General features: G+C 72.3%; 16 protein-coding genes and 5 pseudogenes. 12 read left to right on the top strand and 9 right to left on the bottom strand.

What is annotated here, in order from left to right; genetic code table 11:
* The first annotated feature begins 55 nt into the window (after positions 1-55).
* A complete protein-coding gene (locus tag ACZ5NH_RS05165) occupies positions 56-655 on the top strand; it encodes a TetR/AcrR family transcriptional regulator (protein ID WP_468773026.1) in 600 nt (199 codons plus the stop codon).
* 13 nt (positions 656-668) lie between these two features.
* On the opposite strand, the gene ACZ5NH_RS05160 is transcribed toward ACZ5NH_RS05165, so the two are convergent.
* Both ACZ5NH_RS05160 and ACZ5NH_RS05155 read right to left on the bottom strand, forming a co-directional pair.
* Positions 669-1,295, bottom strand: coding sequence for a DinB family protein (locus ACZ5NH_RS05160; RefSeq protein WP_468773025.1), 627 nt, complete (start codon positions 1,293-1,295; stop codon positions 669-671).
* Between the two features lie 124 nt (positions 1,296-1,419).
* A pseudogene (locus tag ACZ5NH_RS05155) lies at positions 1,420-2,001 on the bottom strand (alpha/beta hydrolase family protein); the annotation flags it as partial.
* 309 nt (positions 2,002-2,310) lie between these two features.
* Between ACZ5NH_RS05155 and ACZ5NH_RS05150 the strand changes: the two are divergent.
* The 5 genes from ACZ5NH_RS05150 to ACZ5NH_RS05130 all read left to right on the top strand — a co-directional run bounded on the left by ACZ5NH_RS05150 (position 2,311) and on the right by ACZ5NH_RS05130 (position 8,905).
* A complete protein-coding gene (locus ACZ5NH_RS05150) occupies positions 2,311-3,084 on the top strand; it encodes a polysaccharide deacetylase family protein (protein WP_468773024.1) in 774 nt (257 codons plus the stop codon).
* Between the two features lie 220 nt (positions 3,085-3,304).
* A complete protein-coding gene (locus ACZ5NH_RS05145; RefSeq protein ID WP_468773023.1) occupies positions 3,305-4,513 on the top strand; it encodes an EfeM/EfeO family lipoprotein in 1,209 nt (402 codons plus the stop codon).
* Complete coding sequence (efeB, locus tag ACZ5NH_RS05140) at positions 4,510-5,748, top strand: iron uptake transporter deferrochelatase/peroxidase subunit (RefSeq protein ID WP_468773022.1); 1,239 nt, start codon at positions 4,510-4,512, stop codon at positions 5,746-5,748. Before ACZ5NH_RS05145 ends, efeB begins: the two co-directional genes overlap by 4 nt.
* A 177-nt stretch (positions 5,749-5,925) precedes the next feature.
* Positions 5,926-7,767, top strand: a complete 1,842-nt coding sequence (locus tag ACZ5NH_RS05135) for a phospholipase C (protein ID WP_468773021.1) — start codon at positions 5,926-5,928, stop codon at positions 7,765-7,767.
* A 133-nt stretch (positions 7,768-7,900) separates the two neighbouring features.
* Complete coding sequence (locus ACZ5NH_RS05130) at positions 7,901-8,905, top strand: phosphotransferase (protein ID WP_468773020.1); 1,005 nt, start codon at positions 7,901-7,903, stop codon at positions 8,903-8,905.
* A gap of 89 nt (positions 8,906-8,994) precedes the next feature.
* On the opposite strand, the gene ACZ5NH_RS05125 is transcribed toward ACZ5NH_RS05130, so the two are convergent.
* Positions 8,995-9,723: an SMI1/KNR4 family protein gene (locus ACZ5NH_RS05125; RefSeq protein ID WP_468773019.1), complete on the bottom strand. Its 729-nt coding sequence runs from the start codon at positions 9,721-9,723 to the stop codon at positions 8,995-8,997.
* Between the two features lie 99 nt (positions 9,724-9,822).
* Between ACZ5NH_RS05125 and ACZ5NH_RS05120 the strand changes: the two genes are divergently transcribed.
* On the top strand, positions 9,823-10,848 hold the full coding sequence (locus ACZ5NH_RS05120) for a hypothetical protein (protein ID WP_468773018.1): 1,026 nt from the start codon (positions 9,823-9,825) through the stop codon (positions 10,846-10,848).
* 238 nt (positions 10,849-11,086) lie between these two features.
* Positions 11,087-12,556: a N,N-dimethylformamidase beta subunit family domain-containing protein gene (locus tag ACZ5NH_RS05115; protein ID WP_468773093.1), complete on the top strand. Its 1,470-nt coding sequence runs from the start codon at positions 11,087-11,089 to the stop codon at positions 12,554-12,556.
* 6 nt (positions 12,557-12,562) lie between these two features.
* Here the strand turns inward: ACZ5NH_RS05115 and ACZ5NH_RS05110 are convergent, their stop codons facing one another.
* Both ACZ5NH_RS05110 and ACZ5NH_RS05105 read right to left on the bottom strand, forming a co-directional pair.
* Positions 12,563-12,745, bottom strand: coding sequence for a hypothetical protein (locus tag ACZ5NH_RS05110; protein WP_450982066.1), 183 nt, complete (start codon positions 12,743-12,745; stop codon positions 12,563-12,565).
* A gap of 149 nt (positions 12,746-12,894) precedes the next feature.
* Positions 12,895-13,317 (bottom strand): annotated as a pseudogene (locus tag ACZ5NH_RS05105) (TetR/AcrR family transcriptional regulator C-terminal domain-containing protein); the annotation flags it as partial.
* A 2-nt stretch (positions 13,318-13,319) separates the two neighbouring features.
* On the opposite strand from ACZ5NH_RS05105, the pseudogene ACZ5NH_RS05100 reads away from it, so the two are divergent.
* From ACZ5NH_RS05100 to ACZ5NH_RS05090, 3 genes and pseudogenes are all read left to right on the top strand, one after another.
* A pseudogene (locus tag ACZ5NH_RS05100) lies at positions 13,320-13,850 on the top strand (amidohydrolase family protein); the annotation flags it as partial.
* Between the two features lie 106 nt (positions 13,851-13,956).
* A pseudogene (locus ACZ5NH_RS05095) lies at positions 13,957-14,052 on the top strand.
* Between the two features lie 110 nt (positions 14,053-14,162).
* Positions 14,163-14,552, top strand: a complete 390-nt coding sequence (locus ACZ5NH_RS05090) for a VOC family protein (protein WP_468773092.1) — start codon at positions 14,163-14,165, stop codon at positions 14,550-14,552.
* A 10-nt stretch (positions 14,553-14,562) separates the two neighbouring features.
* Here the strand turns inward: ACZ5NH_RS05090 and ACZ5NH_RS05085 are convergent, their stop codons facing one another.
* The gene (locus ACZ5NH_RS05085; RefSeq protein WP_468773017.1) at positions 14,563-14,733 is read right to left on the bottom strand and encodes a hypothetical protein; all 171 of its coding nucleotides are present in this window, start codon (positions 14,731-14,733) and stop codon (positions 14,563-14,565) included.
* 77 nt (positions 14,734-14,810) lie between these two features.
* Positions 14,811-15,251, bottom strand: a pseudogene (locus ACZ5NH_RS05080) (NAD(P)-dependent oxidoreductase); the annotation flags it as partial.
* 168 nt (positions 15,252-15,419) lie between these two features.
* Here ACZ5NH_RS05080 and sigJ point away from each other — a divergent pair.
* Positions 15,420-16,379 (top strand): RNA polymerase sigma factor SigJ, encoded by a 960-nt coding sequence (sigJ, locus tag ACZ5NH_RS05075; protein WP_468773016.1) that lies wholly within the window; start codon positions 15,420-15,422, stop codon positions 16,377-16,379.
* A 67-nt stretch (positions 16,380-16,446) separates the two neighbouring features.
* Here sigJ and ACZ5NH_RS05070 read toward each other — a convergent pair whose 3' ends face one another.
* Positions 16,447-17,316 carry a right-handed parallel beta-helix repeat-containing protein gene (locus tag ACZ5NH_RS05070; protein WP_468773015.1) on the bottom strand — a complete coding sequence of 290 codons (870 nt, stop codon included), beginning with the start codon at positions 17,314-17,316 and terminating at the stop codon, positions 16,447-16,449.
* A gap of 106 nt (positions 17,317-17,422) precedes the next feature.
* Positions 17,423-18,352, bottom strand: a complete 930-nt coding sequence (gene bla / locus ACZ5NH_RS05065) for a class A beta-lactamase (RefSeq protein WP_468773014.1) — start codon at positions 18,350-18,352, stop codon at positions 17,423-17,425.
* Positions 18,353-18,489: the final 137 nt, after the last annotated feature.

Here is an 18,489-nt window from a genome sequence, read left to right as displayed (position 1 = left end):
GACAGAATAGGCGCCGACCGCCCTTTGGCAACAGCGGCTTCCCGGAGGTGCCACCGTGAGCGACGGCAAGGCCATCAGCACGCATGAGACCCGCCAGCGCATCGTGCACGCGGGCACCGAGCTGTTCCGGCGTTCGGGCTACACCGGCACCGGGATGAAGCAGATCGCCGAGGCCGCCGAGGCGCCCTTCGGCTCGATCTACCACTTCTTCCCCGGCGGGAAGGCCCAGTTGGGCGAGGAGGTGATCCGCACCTCGGGGGCCGCGTATCTGGACCTGATCACCACGCTCATGGAGCCGTACGAGGACCGGGTGGCAGCCACCGCCGACGCCTTCGCCGCCGCGGCCGACACCCTCGCCGAGCTGGACTTCGCCGACCCCTGTCCCATCGCGACGGTCGCCATGGAGGTCGCCGGCACCAACGACACGCTGCGGCGGGCCACTTCGGAGGTCTTCGACAGCTGGATCGACCACCTCGCCGCCTACTACGCCCAAGGCGGCATGCGCGAGCCCGCCGCCCGGGAGACGGCGAGCTCGGTCATCGCCCTGCTGGAGGGCGCCTTCATGCTGGGGCGGGCCGCGCGCAGCACCGAACCGGTGCGGACCGCGGGCACGGCGGCCGCGGCGATCGTACGAATGGCCCTGGCCGCGGAGTGAGCCGACGCGGCCGTCAGGTGCGCCGGTGCGCCCGGTAGAGGTCGCGGAGCAGGGCGATCTCGGCTCCGTGGTGCAGCACTTCCTGGTTGACCCACCACACGATGTCGAGGAAGGGCTCCTCCGCGTCGCTGCCGTACGGATAGGTGCAGTACCCGACCGTGTCCAGCGCCGCGTCGTCGACGCTCAGCAGTGCCTGGCGCCAGGCGGCGGCGCCGGTCTCGAAGGCCGCGACCGCGCCGGCGGCGTCCCCGCTGACCGGGTGGTTCTCCCGGGTCGCCGAGCGGCTGCCGACGGTGTGGTCGGCGCGCAGGGACAGCGTCTCGGTGAGGTGGCTCAGCCGCCAGGCCAGGGTCGTGACGGGCGGTGGCCAGGGGTGCGGGTACGGCGCGGCGTCCCGCCCCCACGGGCCGCCGCCGGCCAGGAAGGCCGCCCGTGGTCCCGGCCCGTCGGCGCGTCGTCTGACCGACCAGCAGCCCGGCACCGGTTCCCAGAAGTACTCGTCGTCGGTCATGGGCTCGACCCTGGTCTGCCCGCCGTCGCCGCTGTCCATGAGCGGCCCGGCCAGCCGGCGCAGCAGCCGCTCCCCCGCGAAGTCGAACTGGTCCAGCAGCGGAACCAGTCGGGGTGGTGTGGTCGTCATCGGACACTCCTCTCCGCAGGGGCCGACTCCTGTTCGGGCCGGTACGGCGCCCCGTGCGGGGCGGGCTTCCGCCGACCGGCCGGCCTGACGCAGCCGCCCCGCGGCCGCGCCCCTTCGGCGGCTGGCCGCGGGCCGCGTACCGGTCGGTTGCCGCTACCAGCGCCTCCGCCACGCCGGGCGCACCGGCATTGTGGCCGGTGTCGTCCACGATCACCAACTTGCTGTCGGGCCGGGCATGTTGGGGGCGCCACACGATGCCGAGGAGATTGCCGAAGTCGAGGCTTTCCTGGACGAGGGTCCCGGGGACGCCCTTGAGCAGGTGGGCGTCGCGCAGCACCACTCCTTCGTCGTCGCCCTCGCCGAGGAAGTGGTCGTTGCCCCAGTAGTGCGTGACGGTGCGGGCGAAGTCCATGCGGAAGACCGGGTCCTCGTAACGGGCGACGGAACGCGGTGGCGCCGGGATCGTGGCGGTCTCCCAGTCGGTCCAGGCCCGCGCGGCCCGTTCCCGCACCTCGGGGTCGGGTGATTCGAGCAGCCGGCTGCAGGCGGCGGCGAGGTTGCCGTCGCGCTCACCGCCGGCCACCTGGGACCGGAACGCGGCGGGCTTGCCGTAGGGGTTGCCGCAGGTCTCCCAGTAGACGTGGTTGCCGTCGCCCACGTCGAGCATGCCGTGCGCGTACGGTTCGGTCTCCGGATAGAGGGCCATCCGGGCACCCCAGCGCCCTCCCGGGCGCCCGTAACGGCTGATCCACGACATGCGTGGCGTCCGGATCACCCCGCCCTTCGGGCCCGAGCCGTCGTACTGCGTCTGTCGTAGGACGCGGTACTGCGCTCTCCGCGGTGTCCTTCACCGCTCCGCCGCCGTTGGTCATGGGTGGCATCTGTCGCGGAAGCGCCCCGGAATTGTCCGTGATCGGTAACAGCCGGATCCCGCGATCAACCCCGGCCGTCCTGACAGATGCACGGAACACGGGTGCACAAGAGCACAGGGACACGGCACGGAACGGGGCGGGGCATGTCGCGGCACAATGGGCGGGGTTGGTACGGCCGGATGCTTGCGGCGGCGGTCGGGGTCACCGCGGTGGCGGCCGCCACGTCGGTGTGGAGCGCGCAGGCGGGCCAGCCGGACGGCGGTTCGGCCGGTGCGGCTGCCCCGGCCCGGCACGCCGCGCCACGGACGGTGACCGTGTCCGCCGAGATCGCCCATGCCTCGGAGGCGGGCGAGCACGCGGTCAACATCACCATCGACGACGGCCCGGACCCGGTCTGGACCCCGCAGGTGCTCCAAGTGCTGCGCGAGAACGGCGTGAAGGCGACGTTCTGCATGATCGGCCCGCAGGCCCAGGCACACCCGGAGCTGGTCCGGCAGGTGGTGGCGGCCGGGCACCGGCTGTGCGACCACACGGTGTCGCACGACACGACGATGGACAAGAAGTCCGAGGCCTACCAGTCGCAGCAGATCCTGGAGGCCCAGCAGCAGATCACCCAGGCGTCCGGCGGGGTACGGCCGGTGTACTACCGGGCTCCGGGCGGCGCCTTCACCCCGTACAGCCGGCATCTGGCGGCCGCGCACGGCATGCGTCCGCTCGGCTGGAACGTGGACTCCAAGGACTTCGAGCGGCCGGGCACGGGCGCCATCGTCGCCACCGTCCAGCGGGAGCTGACGAACGGGCCGACGATCCTCTTCCACGACGCGGGCGGCGACCGCTCGCAGACGGTGGCCGCGCTGCGCACCCTGCTGCCGTGGCTCAAGCAGCAGGGCTACTCCTTCGGTTTCCCGGTGCGCTGAACGGGCTCTCCGGGAAGGCGATCAGGCCGCGAGCGACACCGGGGTCGGTGAAGGTGACCGGCCGGCCGCCCGATGTCGTGGCGGTACGGCCGTGTCCGGCCAACCGCCGGTGAACCCCGGGGGAAATCTTGGTCATCGAAGTACTGGGACGACTGTTCGGATCCGGAGGGGTGCCTACCATGAGGCCGCTGCGTACTACGTCGTCCCGGAAAGGCTCGCCATGCCGTTGCCTCGCCTCGGCACGCGGTCCGCTCGTCTCCGGACGGCGCCCGCCGTGTTCGTCGCCCTCGCCGCGGCCCTCGCGGGCACGCTGGTGGCGCACTCGCTCGGCGGCCGGCCCCACGGCGGGACCGCCGGCGCCCCGTCGGGGCACGTCGTCATCGACGTGTCGGAGAGCCACTGCGGCCGCGGCTGGACCCGGCCCGAGCCCGGGGTGCGCACCTTCGACCTGTACAACTCCTCCGACGGCGCCGCCGAGGTCTACCTGGAGGACCCGGCCAGCCGGCTGGTGTACGGCGAGGTGGAGGGCATCGGGCCCGGTACGACACGACAGTTGACGGTCCGGCTCGGCCAGGGGACGTACGCCTTCAAGTGCGTGCCCGACGACGCCGACGCCGTCACCGGCCCCACCGTGCACATCACCGGCGGACAGCGCGGCCCGGGCGCCGCGCCGGTCTCGGAGCACGACCTGATCCCGCCCACCCTCTCCTACCAGAAGTGGATCGGCACCGGGCTGGGGGAGGTCGTCCGGCTGACGACGAAGCTCAAGGACGCGATCGACCGGGGCGACCTCGCCGCCGCCCGATCGGCCTGGCTGCCGGCGCATCTGAAGTACGAGCGGCTGGGCGCGGCGTACGACGCCTTCGGGGGCGCCGACGCGGCGGTCAACGGCACCGACGCCGGCCTGCCGGGCGGGGTGCACGACAAGGGCTTCGCCGGGTTCCACCGTGTCGAGTACGGGCTGTGGCACGGTGAGCCGGCCGACGGGCTGCGCGCCCCGGCGACGGCGCTGGTGAAGGCGGTGACCGGACTGCGGGACAACTGGTCGCAGACCCGTATGGACCCCGCCCAGCTGGGGCTGCGCGCGCACGAGATCCTGGAGAACACCGTGCAGTTCGAGCTGACCGGCCGCACCGACTACGGCAGCGGCAGCAACCTCGCCACGGCCCGCGCCAACCTCGACGGCACCCGCGAGGTGCTGTCCCGGCTGAGGCCCCTGCTGGCCACCCGGTACGCCGCACTTCCGGAACTCCAGAAGGAGTTGGACCGCGCCCAGCACACCCTCGACGGGTTCCGTCACGGCGGATCCTGGACCCCGCTGGACCGTCTCACCCGCACCCAGCGCGAGGATGTGAACGCGGTGCTCGGCGACCTGGTCGAGCGCCTGGCGTCGGTGGCCACCCTGTGCGACCCGCGGAGGACCGTGTGAGCGACCCTCCAGTCACCGCCGAACGACCCGACGGCCTGGGCCGGCGCGGCTTCCTGCGCGGTGCCGCGCTGGCCGGTGCCGGGCTCGCCACCGGTGCCGCCGCCCCGGCGGCGGCACCGGCAGCCGCGACGGCGTCCGTCGCCCCCTTCCACGGTGTCCACCAGGCCTCGGCCATCGCGACGCCGCGCCGCTGTTGCGTGTTCGCCTCCCTCGACGTGACCGCCGAGAACCGGGCCGAACTCACCGACCTGCTGCGCACGCTCACCGACCGGGCCCGCTTCCTCACCTCGGGCGGTACGCCGTCCCCGGTGGGCATCACCGCCCCGCCCGCCGACTCGGGCGTCCTCGGCGACCGGCTGCCTGCCGGTCGACTGGCCGTCACCGTCGGCGTCGGCGCCTCGCTCTTCGACGACCGGTTCGGGCTGGCCGCCCTCCGGCCCCGGCGGCTGACCGCCATGCCCGCCTTCCCCGACGACGACCTCCAGCCCGACTGGTGCCACGGCGACCTCAGCCTCCAACTGCACGCCGACGAACCGGACACCGCCCTGCACGCCCTGCGCGACATCGCCCGGCACACCCGGGGCGCCGCGCAGGTCCGCTGGCGCCTGGACGGCTTCTCCAGCCCGCCCCGGCCCTCCGGCACCCCGCGCAACCTGATGGGGTTCAAGGACGGCACCGCGAACCCGGACGCCACCAGTACCCGCGAGATGGACCGCCTGGTGTGGGTGGGCAAGGGCATGGGCGAGCCGGACTGGGCGGTCGGCGGCAGCTACCAGGTCGTACGGCTGATCCGGATGCTGGTGGAGTTCTGGGACCGGGTCTCGCTCAGCGAGCAGGAGCGGATGTTCGGCCGCGCACGCTCCTCCGGCGCGCCCCTGGACGGCGACCACGAGCACGACACGCCGAAGTACGCCGACGACCCCAAGGGTGACGTCATCCCGCTGGACGCGCACATACGGCTCGCCAACCCGCGCACCCCGGCCACCGCCGACCAGCGCCTGCTGCGCCGCGCGTACAACTACGACCGGGGCATGGACGCCAACGGCAACCTCGACATGGGCCTGCTGTTCTCCTGCTACCAGCAGGACCTGAAGCGGCAGTTCGAGACGGTGCAGCACCGGCTGGCGGGCGAACCGCTCACCGACTACATCAGCCCGTTCGGCGGCGGCTACTTCTTCGCGCTGCCCGGCGTACGGGACGCCCAGGACTGGTACGGACGCGCCCTGTTCGGCTGAACCTGTCCGGACAACTCGGCCTGCCGGATGGGTCAATACACAGTCAAGTTTTGCCCTAGCATCCCTGACTCGGTGTTCACCCGCGCGCCATCATGGCTCCGCCGACGCGCCCCGCAACGGGCGCAGCATCCCTGCTCGTACGACGCACAGACGTTCTGTCCGGAGGGGTTAACCACCATGGCCAGCAGAGGAAGACGAGCCGCGATGCGGAGCCTGGGCGCACTCGCGGGAGCCGCGGCGCTCACCGTGCTCGGCAGCAACGCGCCCGGCTGGGCGGCGGCGCCCGCCGCGGCGCCGGGCGGGCACTCCTCGACCGCGACGCCGATCAAGCACGTCGTCGTGCTCTTCGACGAGAACATCTCCTTCGACCACTACTTCGCCACGTACCCGAAGGCCGCCAACACCGACGGCACGAAGTTCACCGCGTCGAAGAACACCCCGAAGGACATCGACACCCTCGCGCACGCCGGGCTGCTGACGAAGAACCCGAACCAGTACGCGCCGAAGCGACTGTCCCCGTCCCAGGCGATGACCTGCGACCAGAACCACAACTACGGCGCCGAGCAGTACGCCGCGAACGGCGGCAAGGCCGACCAGTACGTGCAGAACACCGAGGTCGACAAGTGCAGCGGCGGCCTGTTCGGCGAGCCCGGCCTGGTCATGGACTACTACGACGGCAACACCGTCACCGCGCTGTGGAACTACGCCCAGCACTACTCCCTGTCCGACCGCAACTTCAGCTCCGTCTACGGCCCCTCCACGCCGGGCGCGCTGAACCTGATCTCCGGTCAGACGCACGGCGTGATCTCCATGGACCCGTCCAGCGGTACGGAGAACCCGAAGCAGACGTCGACGCCCGACGCCTACACGGTGAAGTCCCCCGACGCCAAGGGCGTGGGCACGGTCATCAACGACCCCGACCCGGCCTACGACGACTGCTCCGACAAGGACCACACCAGCACCAACGCGCTGGCCTCGCTGCAGGGCAAGAACGTCGGTGACCTGCTCAACGCCAAGAAGGTCAGCTGGGGCTGGTTCCAGGGCGGCTTCCGCCCGTCGACCGCGTGGAACGGCACGTCCGGCTCCTACGCCAAGTGCGACACCACCCACACCAACCTGGGCGGCGCCGCCGTGACGGACTACAGCCCGCACCACAACCCGTTCTCGTACTACAAGTCGACGGCGAACCCGCACCACCTCGCGCCGAAGAGCGTCTCCGAGATCGGCCACAACGGTCAGGCCAACCACAACTACGACCTGACCGACTTCTCCGCCGCGCTGAAGGCGGGCAAGCTGCCGGCCGTCAGCTTCGTCAAGGCCGGTGAGTACCAGGACGGCCACGCCGGCTACTCCGACCCGACCGACGAGCAGCACTTCCTGGTGAACCAGATCAACGCGATCCAGAGCTCGCCGCAGTGGAAGTCCACCGCGATCGTGGTCGCCTACGACGACTCCGACGGCTGGTACGACCACGCCTACGTCGCCCCGCGCAACGGCTCCACGGACACCTCGCTCGGCTCCAACGGCAAGGCCACGGACAGCCCGGCCTGCCAGGAGGGCCCGAAGGCGTCCGGCGGTTACGCCGACCGCTGCGGCCCCGGCACCCGCCAGCCGCTGCTCGTCATCTCCCCGTACAGCAAGGTCAACAAGGTCGACCACAGCCTGACGAACCAGGCGTCCATCACCCGGTTCATCGAGGACAACTGGCGCACCGGCCGCGTCGGCGACCACTCCTTCGACGCCACGGCCGGCTCCCTCGCGGGCATGTTCGACTTCCGGCACCCGAACAACAAGCAGGTGCTGCTGAACTCCGACGGCTCGGTCCAGCACGTCGGCCCGATCGAGCACGTCGCTCCGGTGTCCACCAGCATCACCCCGGGCCCGGCGATGCAGAACACGGCCGCGACGACGGACGCCTCCGGCTTCCCGACCCTCCCGGTCGGTCTCGGCGTGGGCGCCCTGCTGGCCGCGGGTGCGACCGGCACGTACCTGACGCTGCGCCGCAAGCAGCAGGCCTGATCCCGCGGTCCCGCTCACAGCGACGCGCCCCCGGTCGGTGACCGGGGACGCGTTCGCGTCCGATGGCGCCGTGCGGCGCGTCACCTGCCGAAATGGGTGGCGGGCTCGGCGGCCGTGATGTTGAGATGGCACGGTGCTACGAGAGTTTTCGATCGTCGTGGACCGGAGCAACCACCAGTACGCGCCGACTCCCTGGGAGCAGGAACCGTGGCGGGCCTCGGCCCTCGACTGGGTGGCGGAGCAGCTCGCCGCGCACGGCCTGCGGGCAAGCGGTGAGTTGCGGGTGCGGCTGCGGCCGTGGTCCGTGCTGGTGAGGGTGCCCGTCCAGGAGCGGGAGGCCGTCTGGTTCAAGGCGAATCCACCGGCCAGCGCCTTCGAGGGGCCGTTGACCGCCGCACTGGCCCGCTGGGTGCCGGAGCATGTGCTCCGGCCGCTGGCCGTCGACGCCGAGCGTGCCTGGGTCCTGCTGCCCGACGGAGGAGAGCTGTTCCGCGATGTGCTCGCCCGGGAGCCGGTCGAGCCGCGGACCTGGGAGGAACTGCTGCGCCAGTACGCGTGCCTGCAGCGGACCCTCACTCCGCACGCGCGGGAGATCGAACAGCTCGGGGTGCCCGCCACACGGACCCCCGACCTGCCCGAGACCTTCGACGAACTGCTCACGCGGAGCACCGCGTTGCCCCGGGAGGCACGCGAGCGGCTGGAGCGGCTGCGACCCCGGCTCACCGACTGGTGCGCCGAACTCGCCTCCCTCGGCGTCGAGGACACCCTCGACCACGCGGACCTGCACGACGGCCAGCTGTTCCGTCCGGCGCCGGGCCGGTTCACCTTCTTCGACTGGGGCGACGCGGTCGTCTCGCATCCGTTCTGCAGCCTGCGGGTCCCCGCCGAGAAGGCTTGCGCACGGTACGGGCCGCAGGTCCTGGCGCGGCTCCTCGACGCCTACCTGGAGCCCTGGACGGGCGCCGGCCGCACGTCCGCGGACCTGCGCCGTGCCGCCCGTCTCGCCTGGCGCCTGAGCATCCTGGGCCGCGCCGCGTCCTGGGGCCGCACGTTCCCCGACCCGTCGGGCACCAACCCCGGCGCCGAGCAGAGCTCCAAGTCGCTGCTGGGGATCTTCGACGACCCACCGTTCTCATAGCGCGTCGGTGGGCCCGGGCGTGAGAGCGCGAGAGCTCCCGTTCCGGGACCTGCGTACCGAACCGGTTCGCATCGTCGACGAGCGCGCGGTCAGCGGACCCACGGACCGGGCAGCTCTGCGCGAATCGTTTCGAGATCGGCAGCCGTACGCCCACGCGCGTGGATCCAGGACCGGTCCCCGATGCCGTCCCGGCGCACCAGCCGCCCGGGCGCCGCGTACCAGCGCACCGGCGAGTCGTCCGCGCTCGCCCACATGGGATGGTCGGGCAGGTCCACCCGCGCATAGCGGGCGCGGAGGTTCGGCAGCAGCGCGTCCGGGAGCTCGCAGGCGTCGTACAGGCTGTCCGCCTCCGCCCCGAAGAGCGACTCGCTCAGCACGAGTTCCACCCAGGCCAGGGACATCCGATCGAGGAACGGCATCCATCCCTCCCGCGATTCCACCACCACCGGCGGATCCGGCTGCTCGATCTGGTCCAGGGGAATCCCCCAGTACGCGCAGTCCTGGTTCTCCCGCCGGAAGACCAGGACACGGTTCAGGGCATCATCGACGTAGAGCCCCGACGGCGGCACCAGGGGATCCTGCCGCCGGGTCAGGTCGTCCCGCCGGCCGAAGAGCGCGAAACCCTCACGCAAGGCAGCCGGGAGCTCGAAGCCCAGATCAGCCTCCGCAGCCGCCAACTCGTCCTCGGCACAACCGTCTTCCCCTCGCAGCCGGCACCCCATCCATGCGTCGGCGAACCAGCGCACGAAGTCCCAGGCCCGGGAGCGGGTTCGCAGCCCGTGTCGCAGCATCACCGACACGTCAGGACCGTCAGGCATGCCCAGGACGCTATCGCCTCCCTCGGCGGGCCGACAGCGCGAGTCGACGCCCGTGCCCGTTCACACTCGCCGCCCCCGTGCCGCGCGACACTGGGCCGTATGACCCGGACTCGTGTGCCCGCCGCTCCCCCGCCCGGCCGCCGTACCGTGCTGGCGGCCCTCGCCGGTGCCGCGCTCGGCGCTGCGGGCTGTTCCGGCCGTAGGGCGCCGGCCGCACACCCGTCCCATACGCCCACTGCCGCACACCCGTCCCAGCGGTCCTCGACCGGCACCGGATCGCCGTCACCCTCCCCCGCCCTGCCGCGCACCACCCCTTGGCGGCCCACGTCCGCCGAGGTCCAACCCGCCGCGAAACTGCGCGCCGTGCAGCTGGTGGAGGCGATCGGCGCCTGGGCCGGCGGGCACGGCGGCGCGGCGGCGGCACGGGCCAGGGTCGCGGCGCTCGGCCTGCCGACGGCACTGGCCGGCCAGGCCGGGCCGCTGCTGCCGACGGCCGACCAGGCGGCGCTGCAGGTAGTGGACGCCCAGTACGGCGGGATCCTGTCCCGGTCGGCCAGCGTGCTGGTGGTGTGCCGGCAGTGGACCCGGCGCGCCGGCACGGTGAGCGCCGGCGGGACGACGGTCGACGTGCGCCTCTCCCGGTCGGGATCCGGCTGGACGGTCGACGCCCTGCATCCGGCGCACCCGGGGCCGGCCGCCCGGTCGCCTGCGCCGGACATCCGGAGCGTGCTGTCCGACGACCGGATCGTGCTGCCGCCCGCCGCCGTGGCCGACCTGCGCAGTGGTCAGGTGCACACCAGTGTGGCGAAGGCGATGCTCGCGCTGGCGCGGACGTACCGGCTGGAGGTGAGCGTCGTCCGGTCCGGGCATCCGCTGAACGTGTTCGGCACCGGCCGGCCCAGTGACCATCCGCGGGGCCGGGCCTTCGACGTGTGGCGGATCGACGGCCACGCGGTCGTCGATCCGGCGACCCCCCGGAGCCTGGTCGAGCGGTTCATGCGGGACGCGGCGGCCGCCGGGTCGTACAACGTGGGCGGTCCGGTGCTGCTGTCGGGCGGCAGTGCCGGTCAGTTCTTCAGCGACGCCACCCATCACGACCACGTGCACATCGGCTTCCGCACCTGACCGCACCCACGGCATCACCCGTTCGGCCGTATATCCGCCGGCCCGGCCGGACGCGCTCGCGTGGCCTGCCGACCGGTGTTCCCGCGACTCTCGCGGGTTGCGCAGGTCGCGCGGGCGCCGGAACGCTGGAGCCGACACACATCCGGGAGGTGCAGTGGCTCCGGCGCACGACACCACGCCGTCGGACGGCCTCGGCCGCCGGCGTTTCCTCGTCCTGTCCGCGGGGCTGGGCCTGGGCATGGCCGCCGCGTGCACGGCGGCCCCGCCGCATCCGCACTCCACCAGGGCTCCGGCCGGGCGGCTGCGGCCCGAGGCGGAGCGGGACGCCCCGGGCACCGCCGACTGGCGTCTGGCCTCCACCGGCCCGCCGGACGCGGTGGCCGGCTACACGGACCGGGTGAGTGTGATCCCGGGCGAGCAGTTCGGACTGCATGTGTCCACCACCGCCGCCGCGTTCCGGGTCTCGGCGTTCCGGGTCGGCTGGTACGGCGGCAAGCAGGCCCGCAGGATTTGGGCGTCCGGGCGCATACCCGGCCGCGCCCAGCCGGCGCCGCGCGTGCTGTCCGCCACCCGCACGGTGCTCGCCGACTGGCCGGTGACGCTGCCGGTGGACACCTCGGGCTGGCCGGAGGGCGCCTATCTGCTGCGGCTGGAGGCGGACACCGGCCACCAGCGGTACGTTCCGCTGATCGTCCGCTCCACCGACGGCACGGGCCGTACGGTCCTGCTGCACGCCCCGGCCACCTGGCAGGCGTACAACCGCTGGGGCGGCAGCAGCCTCTACAACGGCGCGTCCGGAGCCTATGCCACCCGCTCGCTCGCGGTGAGCTTCGACCGCCCCTACGACGGTGAGGGCGCCGAGAAGTTCCAGGTGTACGAGTGGGCGCTGGTGGTGCTGGCCGAGCGGCTCGGCATCCCGCTCGCCTACACCACGGGCATGGACGTGCACCGGGATCCCGCGGTGCTGCGTGGCGCGCACGCCGTCGTCTGCCTGGGCCACGACGAGTACTGGACGCCGGAGCAGCGGGCCCATGTGACCGCCGCCCGGGACGCCGGTACGAACCTCGCTTTCCTCGGCGCGAACACCTGCTTCCGCCGGGTCCGGCTGGAGGCCGGGGAGGGTGCGGACAACCGTACGGTGGTCTGCTACAAGACGGCCTACCGCGCCGACCCCTGCTTCGGCTCGCAGCCGGCCCTGGTGACCACCGACTACCGTCTCCCGCCCGCCGCGGATCCGGAGTCCTCCCTGACCGGCGTGCTCTACGAGGGCTATCCGGTCGACGCCCCCTATGTCGTCGGGGCCGCCGACCACTGGCTGTACGAGGGCACCGGCGCACGCTCCGGCGACGCCTTCGCCCATCTCGTCGGTGTGGAGTACGACCGGATCACCCCCGGCGCTCCCACCCCGGAGCCGCTGGAGATCATCGCGCACTCCCCGCTGGTCTGCGGCGGGCGGGCCAGCCACAGCGACACGGCGTACTACACGGCCTCCAGTGGCGCCGGTGTGTTCGCGAGCGGCACCATGCGCTGGGTGGAGGGCTTGGTGGCCGGGACCGGCATGCTGGGGCGTGACCACGGCATGGACGCCCGTACCCGCGCCTTCGTGACCCGCACCACGGAGAACCTCCTGCGCACCTTCGCGAAGGGCCCCGCGGCCCGGCACGCCCCGCCGCCGCGCGCCAACGTCCGCTCGGTGTACGGGGCCTGACGTCGGTCAGTCCGTCGCGTTGTGCCGTCCGCCCGACCGCAGATGGTCCCTGCGTGCGTTGTTGTAGATCCGCAGGAGATGCTTGGCGACGGCACAGGCCGCGCCGTCGGCATGGCACTGACGACAGGTCCGCACGTGCTGCTCATAGGTGAGGCGCGCGTTTTCCAACGCGTCGTTGAGAGAAGACATGGACATCTCCGGGCAGGGCGCGTCCAGGGACCGCGCCAAGTTGACTGACTGGTAACCCGGAACAAAGCTGATCATGTTACTGGCGGTACTGGGAAACCCGTACAGACGGTCACCGCTGAGCCCGGTCCGAGCGGCCCCCGGCTCGCCGGTCAGCGGCCTGCGTCCTTCAGGAGTGCGCGCGCATGGTTCATGAAGGCGGCCAGCCCCACCTCGAAGGCGCGGTCGGCCCGGCCCTCGCCCACGGCGGCGAGCGCCTCCGCGAGATGCGGGGTGGGTATGCGGTCCGTCAGCTCCCACATCGTCTCCGGTGCGGCGAGATCGAGGGCGGAGCCGAGCACCAGGTTCTCCAGGGCGATGATCAGCGGCATGATCTCGGCCCGGTCGAAGCCGGCGTCGAGAAGAAGGCTCACCGCACGCTCGTACTGCTCCAGCACCCGCGGTGCGCGCACCGGCGAGGTCATAGGCAGGGGGATCGTCCGGGGGTGCGCGGCGAACGCGGCGCGGTAGGAGCGGGCCCAGGCCTGGACGGCCGTGTCCCAGGGCGTCAGTTCGAGGGTGCCCGGGTCGATCGCCCCTCGGGCCGGGCGGGCGTGGCGCCCACCGGATCGAGCACATCGAGACCGCTCTCGATGAACTCCTGCCGCGCTGCGCCGAGTTGGGGGTCGCGGCCTCCCTGCAGCCGCCGCACACCGGGTACACGCGCGACGGCGGCGGCGACGAGTGGTCCCGCCGGCTGGGCGACGAGCGGGCCGCCCGTGCCTGGCGGCTGAGCGATCTGCGGGAGGCGGGCGCCACGCTCGCCCTCGGCTCGGACTGGCCCATCGCGCACTACGACGTCCGGGCCGTGCTGGCGACGGCCCGCCGGCCCAAGGGCGCCGCGGCTCGCCGGCCGGGCCTGACGCCGTTGCAGGCGCTGGAGGGCTGCACCAGCCACGCGGCGGCCGCCGCCGGCGAGGCCGAGGTGGCAGGCCGGGTCGCGCCCGGCTGCCGGGCCGACCTCACCGCGCCGGCCGTCGACCCCGTGCACGCGCCCGGCGACGAACTCGCCGAGTCCCCGGTGGCGTTGACTGTCACCGGCGGGCACGTGGTGCACCGGGGCTCCTGACACCGGGGCGTCTGACGGCGCCCGTCAGCGGCGGGTCAGCGCGCGGTCAGCGGCTCCTGCCACTGTTCTTCCTGTGACCGGCACGGGACACCGGATCCGGTCACAGGGAGAGGTGCCCGGAGTGGTTGATCGGGGACCAGCGAGCTCGGCTCACGGTCGGGCCCCTCAGGGGCCCACGCAGGTTCGAATCCTGCCCTCTCCGCTCGGCTGCTCGACGCCGCGGACCCGGGGGCTATGATCATCACAGCATCGCGTGCCGGTCACCGGCTGGGTGAGGCATGGAGGTGCCAGGACATGCCCTGGAGGCATTCCTTGTCGGTCGAGTTCAACCACACCATCGTTCATGCCCGGGACAACCGGGAGTCCGCCGAGTTCTTCACCGGTCTGCTCGGTCTGGAGATCACCGCGGAATGGGGCCCGTTCATCGGGGTCGCCCTGGCGAACGGAGTCACTCTGGACTTCGCCACCATCCCCGAGCAGCACATCACGCCCCAGCACTACGCCTTCCTGGTGTCCGAGGAGGAGTTCGACGCCGCGTACGCGCGGATCGTCGACCGCGGCATCGAGCACTACGCCGACCCGCATCAGAAGCAGCCCGGCACGATCAACCACAACGACGGCGGCCGCGGCGTGTACTTCATGGATCCGGTCGGCCACGCCATGGAGCTGATCACCGTCCCCTACGGCGGCCGGCCTGCCTGACCGGCGCGCTTCACCTGCCGAATCCCTCCTTCTTGACGAGGTCGAGGAAGCGCGGCGTGCCCTCGGTGGTACGCACGTCGAGAAAGGCGCGCGCATGCCCCTCGGCGACGGCCTCGCGCACGAGCGCGTGCGCGAGGTCGGCCCGGGAGGTGAATCGCCCGGGCAGCCGGCCGGGGGCCACCCGGTAGTCGCTGACCTCGCTCGTGTCGAAGAGGCCGGCCGGAGCACCGTCCAGTCGTGACCGCTCGCGCGCACGATCTCCTCCATGCGGCGCATGTCGTCGTAGACCGTGCGCCCGACGACCCGCACGAAGAAGGGTTCGAGCACCTTCCGGAAGAAGACGCCCTCGCCGGGTGCCGGCACGTCGAACAGGACGGTGGAGCTGACGCACACCAGGCGCCGGACGCCGTGCCGGGTCATGGCCCGGCTGATGTGGGCGAGGCCCGTCGAGTAGACGGTGACCGGGGCGCGGCCGTACGGGACGCCGAGCGTGGAGATCACCGCGTCGTGGCCGGGGACGACACGGTCGACCGCCGCCCCGTCCAGGACGTCGGCCTCCGCGACCGTGAGGCGGGGGTGGTCGAGCGGGAAGGCGTCGGGGTGGCGGGTCACGGCGGTGACGGTGTGTCCGGCGGCGGTCGCCTGCTCGGTGACCTGCCGTCCGGTCGGCCCGTTCGCGCCGAAGACGACGAGTCGCATGGGCTGCTCCTTCGCTGCGTGGTGCTGCTGCCGTGGACCGAGAGGGCCGGGAGGGCGGCGAGTGTGACAGCGTGGGCGCAGGATGAGACGTACGGCACAGATCCGCCCCCGATGTCACACTCCGGAGCCCCGGCCCCTCTGGGTAGGCAGACGTCGTGAGGAGATGCCATGGCCGACAACCGGACGCCCGCGGGGACGGACGCCGCCACCCAGGCGTTCCTCGACCACCGCGAGCTGCTGTTCGCGGTGGCGTACAACATGCTTGGCTCCGTCACCGACGCCGAGGACGTGCTGCAGGAGACCTGGCTGTCCTGGGCGGGGCGGTCGGGTGCCGGGGAGGCGGGGCAGGCTGCGGAGATCGAGCATCCGCGGGCCTATCTGGTGCGGATCGCCGTGCGGCACGCGCTCGCGCGGCGGGCGCGCATCGCCCGGCGGCGCGAGACCTACGTCGGGCCATGGTTGCCGGAACCCCTCCTCACGGACGGCCCTGCCGGTCCGGCGGCCGGCGAGGACGCGGCCGAGGGCGCGGTGCGCGCCGAATCGGTGTCCCTGGCGATGCTGGTCGTGCTGGAGACCCTGACGCCGCTGGAGCGGGCGGTGTTCGTCCTGCACGAGGTGTTCGGCTACGCGCACACCGAGATCGCGGACATCCTCGGCCGCAGCCCCGCGGCCGTACGGCAGCTCGCGCACCGCGCCCGGTCCCATGTGCGCGCCCGGCGCCCCCGCTATCAGGCCCATCCCCGGGTCCGGCGGCAGGCGACGGAACGGTTCGTGGCCGCCGCGCTCGGCGGGGATCTCGGGGCGCTGCTGGAGATCCTGGCGCCGGAGGCCACGCTGTGGACGGACGGCGGCGGCAAGGCGCAGGCGGCACCACGGCCGATCCGCGGCCGGGACAAGGTGGCACGGGCGCTGACCGGCTACGCCACGCGTGCGGCGGCGGGGCTGGAGTTCCAGCACCGGGACGTCAACGGCGACGCGGCCGTGGTGGTGTTCGAGGACGGCGCCCCGCACGCGGTGATGGTCATGGACCTCGACCCGGACGGCGCACAGGTCCGCGAGGTGTACTTGGTCACGAACCCGGACAAGCTTTCGGCACTGGAGCCGGGTGACCCGCGTCCGAAGGTCTAGCACCGCGCGCGAACGGGACGCCGCCGGAAGCGGCGTCCCGCCGGGAGACCGTCGTACGCCGGGCCGGCTATGGCGTCACGACCGAGCCGCCGAAGGTCACCACGAGGTGCCCGTCCGAGGCGAAGGACCAGCCGAGGGCCCCGGAGTAGGAGGCGCAGCGGGAGCCGTTCCTACCGGTCCAGAACTGGTTGGAGCTGTCGGAGTTGCCGACCGTCTTGTCGTTCGGGCCGCTGACGGCGAAGCGGCACGAGGTGTTGCTGCGGAACACCGAAGTGCCCGCGTCGAAGGCGAAGTTGCGCTCGGTGTTGTCGATGCTCGCGTTGCTGGAGATGGTCATCGTGCCGGGGTTGCTGTTGTAGGTGAACCCGTGGTGGCCGTTCTTGTAGGCGATGTCATGCCGCACGATGTGATTGACCGCGATGCCGTCGCCGCCGAGCTTGTAGCCGTTGCGGCCGCCGTTGGGGTTCTGGGTGCCGTCGGTGAGCGTGCCGTTGCCGTGCGACAGGGAGTACTCGATGGTCACCGGGCCGATGGCGCCCGTGTCGGTCTTGGTGTAGAGGTCCCAGCCGTCGTCGATGTCGTTGTGGGAGACGTCGTAGCGGAACACGTTCCCGGTGCCGGTGGTGAGCTTGGCGGCGAAGCCGTCGGCGTTCTCGCCCTGCCAGTAGTTGGCGTTGAGCTGGATTCCTCGGTTGGACGAACTCGCGCTCTGGCCCGAGAAGTTCAGGACGGGTTTCTCGCCCGGATAGGCGGTGAGGGTGGTGCGGGCGCTGGATGTGCCGTTGCTGCCGGCCGGGATGGTGACCGTCGAGGAGTAGCCGTACGTCCCGCCGCGCAGGTAGATCGTCCCGCCCGGGGCGATACGGCTGATGGCCGAGGTGAGTGTGGTCGGCGCCGACTGTGTGCCGGCCGCGCTGTCGGTGCCGCTCGGCGACACGTACTGCACGGTGGCCGTCGCGGCCTGTGCAGTGGTTCCGGACAGCGCGACGAGCGTGCCGGCGAACAGACCGGCGCGCGCGATGGCTGGAGTGAATTTCGAGGGATCACTCGCCAGGCGCCAGGACCGGGGCCACGATCCGTGCCGCCTCCGCGATCAGCGCGTCGTCCGCCGGCGCGTTCTGGGCGCTCTTGGTCGACAGCACGGTCAGCAGGACCGGTGTCTTCCGGGTCGTCCAGGCCACGCCGATGTCGTTGGCGGTCCCGTAGTCGCCGGTGCCGGTCTTGTCCGCCAGGACCCAGTCGCGCGGAAGTCCGGCGCGGAACCGCGCGGCACTGGTGGTGTTGCCCTTGAGCCAGGTGACGAGCCGCTCGCGGTCGGCGCCGGCCAGGGCCCGGCCCAGGGTCAGCCGCTCGAAGCTGCGGCCGAGTGCCTGCGGGGTCGTGGTGTCGCGCGGGTCGCCGGGGATCGCGGTGTTCAGGTCCGTCTCCCACCGGTCGAGCCGGCTCACCCCGTCGTCCAGCGACCGGAAGAAGCGGGTGAGCCCGGCGGGGCCGCCGATCTGGCGCAGCAGCAGATTGCCCGCCGCGTTGTCGCTGTACTGGATCGCCGCCGCGCACAGGTCCGCCACCGTCATGCCGGTGTCCACATGCTCGGCGGTGCGCGGCGAGTTCGGCAGGATGTCGTGCGGCGGATAGTGGATCACCTTGTCCAGCGGTGCGCAGCCGCCCTGGTCACGCAGGACCGCCGCCGCGGCGAACGCCTTGAACGTCGAACACATCGCGAACCGCTCCCCGGCCCGGTGGGACACGGTCCGCCCGGTGCGGACATTGCGCGCGTACACGCCGAGCCGAGCGCCGTGCCGCCGCTCGAGTTCGGCCAACTCGGCGTCGGCTCCGGGGACTTCGGTCCGGGGAGCCGCAGACGCGGCGGGTGCGGAGACCGCGGTGGCGGCCACGGCCGCGGTGGTGAGGGCGAGGCCCGCCTTGAACAGGCCTCGCCGGGCAAGGAAGTTGGAGTGGTCGGGGCTGGTCATGAGCACAGTCCTCCTGGTCGTCCGTGCCTGATCGCCTTCCTGCGATCTTCGACGGGCACAGCGAAACAGCCGGGCACCGCTCATGTCCAAGAGTCAACTTTTAAGATGCCATGCCTTATTGATATGCGAAGCCGCCT

The organism is Streptomyces sp. NPDC031426 (genome assembly GCF_055581585.1).
The sequence above is the reverse complement of the archived record's forward strand: the minus strand, read 5'-3'. Positions and strand labels throughout refer to the sequence as shown.

Coding starts and splice junctions, on each gene's coding strand:
- sigJ (WP_468773016.1), top strand. CDS start 15,420: ATGGCCGACAACCGGACGCCCGCGGGGACGGACGCCGCCACCCAGGCG.
- ACZ5NH_RS05160 (WP_468773025.1), bottom strand. CDS start 1,295: ATGACGACCACACCACCCCGACTGGTTCCGCTGCTGGACCAGTTCGAC.
- ACZ5NH_RS05145 (WP_468773023.1), top strand. CDS start 3,305: ATGCCGTTGCCTCGCCTCGGCACGCGGTCCGCTCGTCTCCGGACGGCG.
- ACZ5NH_RS05135 (WP_468773021.1), top strand. CDS start 5,926: ATGGCCAGCAGAGGAAGACGAGCCGCGATGCGGAGCCTGGGCGCACTC.
- ACZ5NH_RS05120 (WP_468773018.1), top strand. CDS start 9,823: ATGACCCGGACTCGTGTGCCCGCCGCTCCCCCGCCCGGCCGCCGTACC.
- ACZ5NH_RS05125 (WP_468773019.1), bottom strand. CDS start 9,723: ATGCCTGACGGTCCTGACGTGTCGGTGATGCTGCGACACGGGCTGCGA.
- ACZ5NH_RS05150 (WP_468773024.1), top strand. CDS start 2,311: ATGTCGCGGCACAATGGGCGGGGTTGGTACGGCCGGATGCTTGCGGCG.
- bla (WP_468773014.1), bottom strand. CDS start 18,352: ATGACCAGCCCCGACCACTCCAACTTCCTTGCCCGGCGAGGCCTGTTC.
- ACZ5NH_RS05115 (WP_468773093.1), top strand. CDS start 11,087: ATGGCCGCCGCGTGCACGGCGGCCCCGCCGCATCCGCACTCCACCAGG.
- ACZ5NH_RS05110 (WP_450982066.1), bottom strand. CDS start 12,745: ATGTCTTCTCTCAACGACGCGTTGGAAAACGCGCGCCTCACCTATGAG.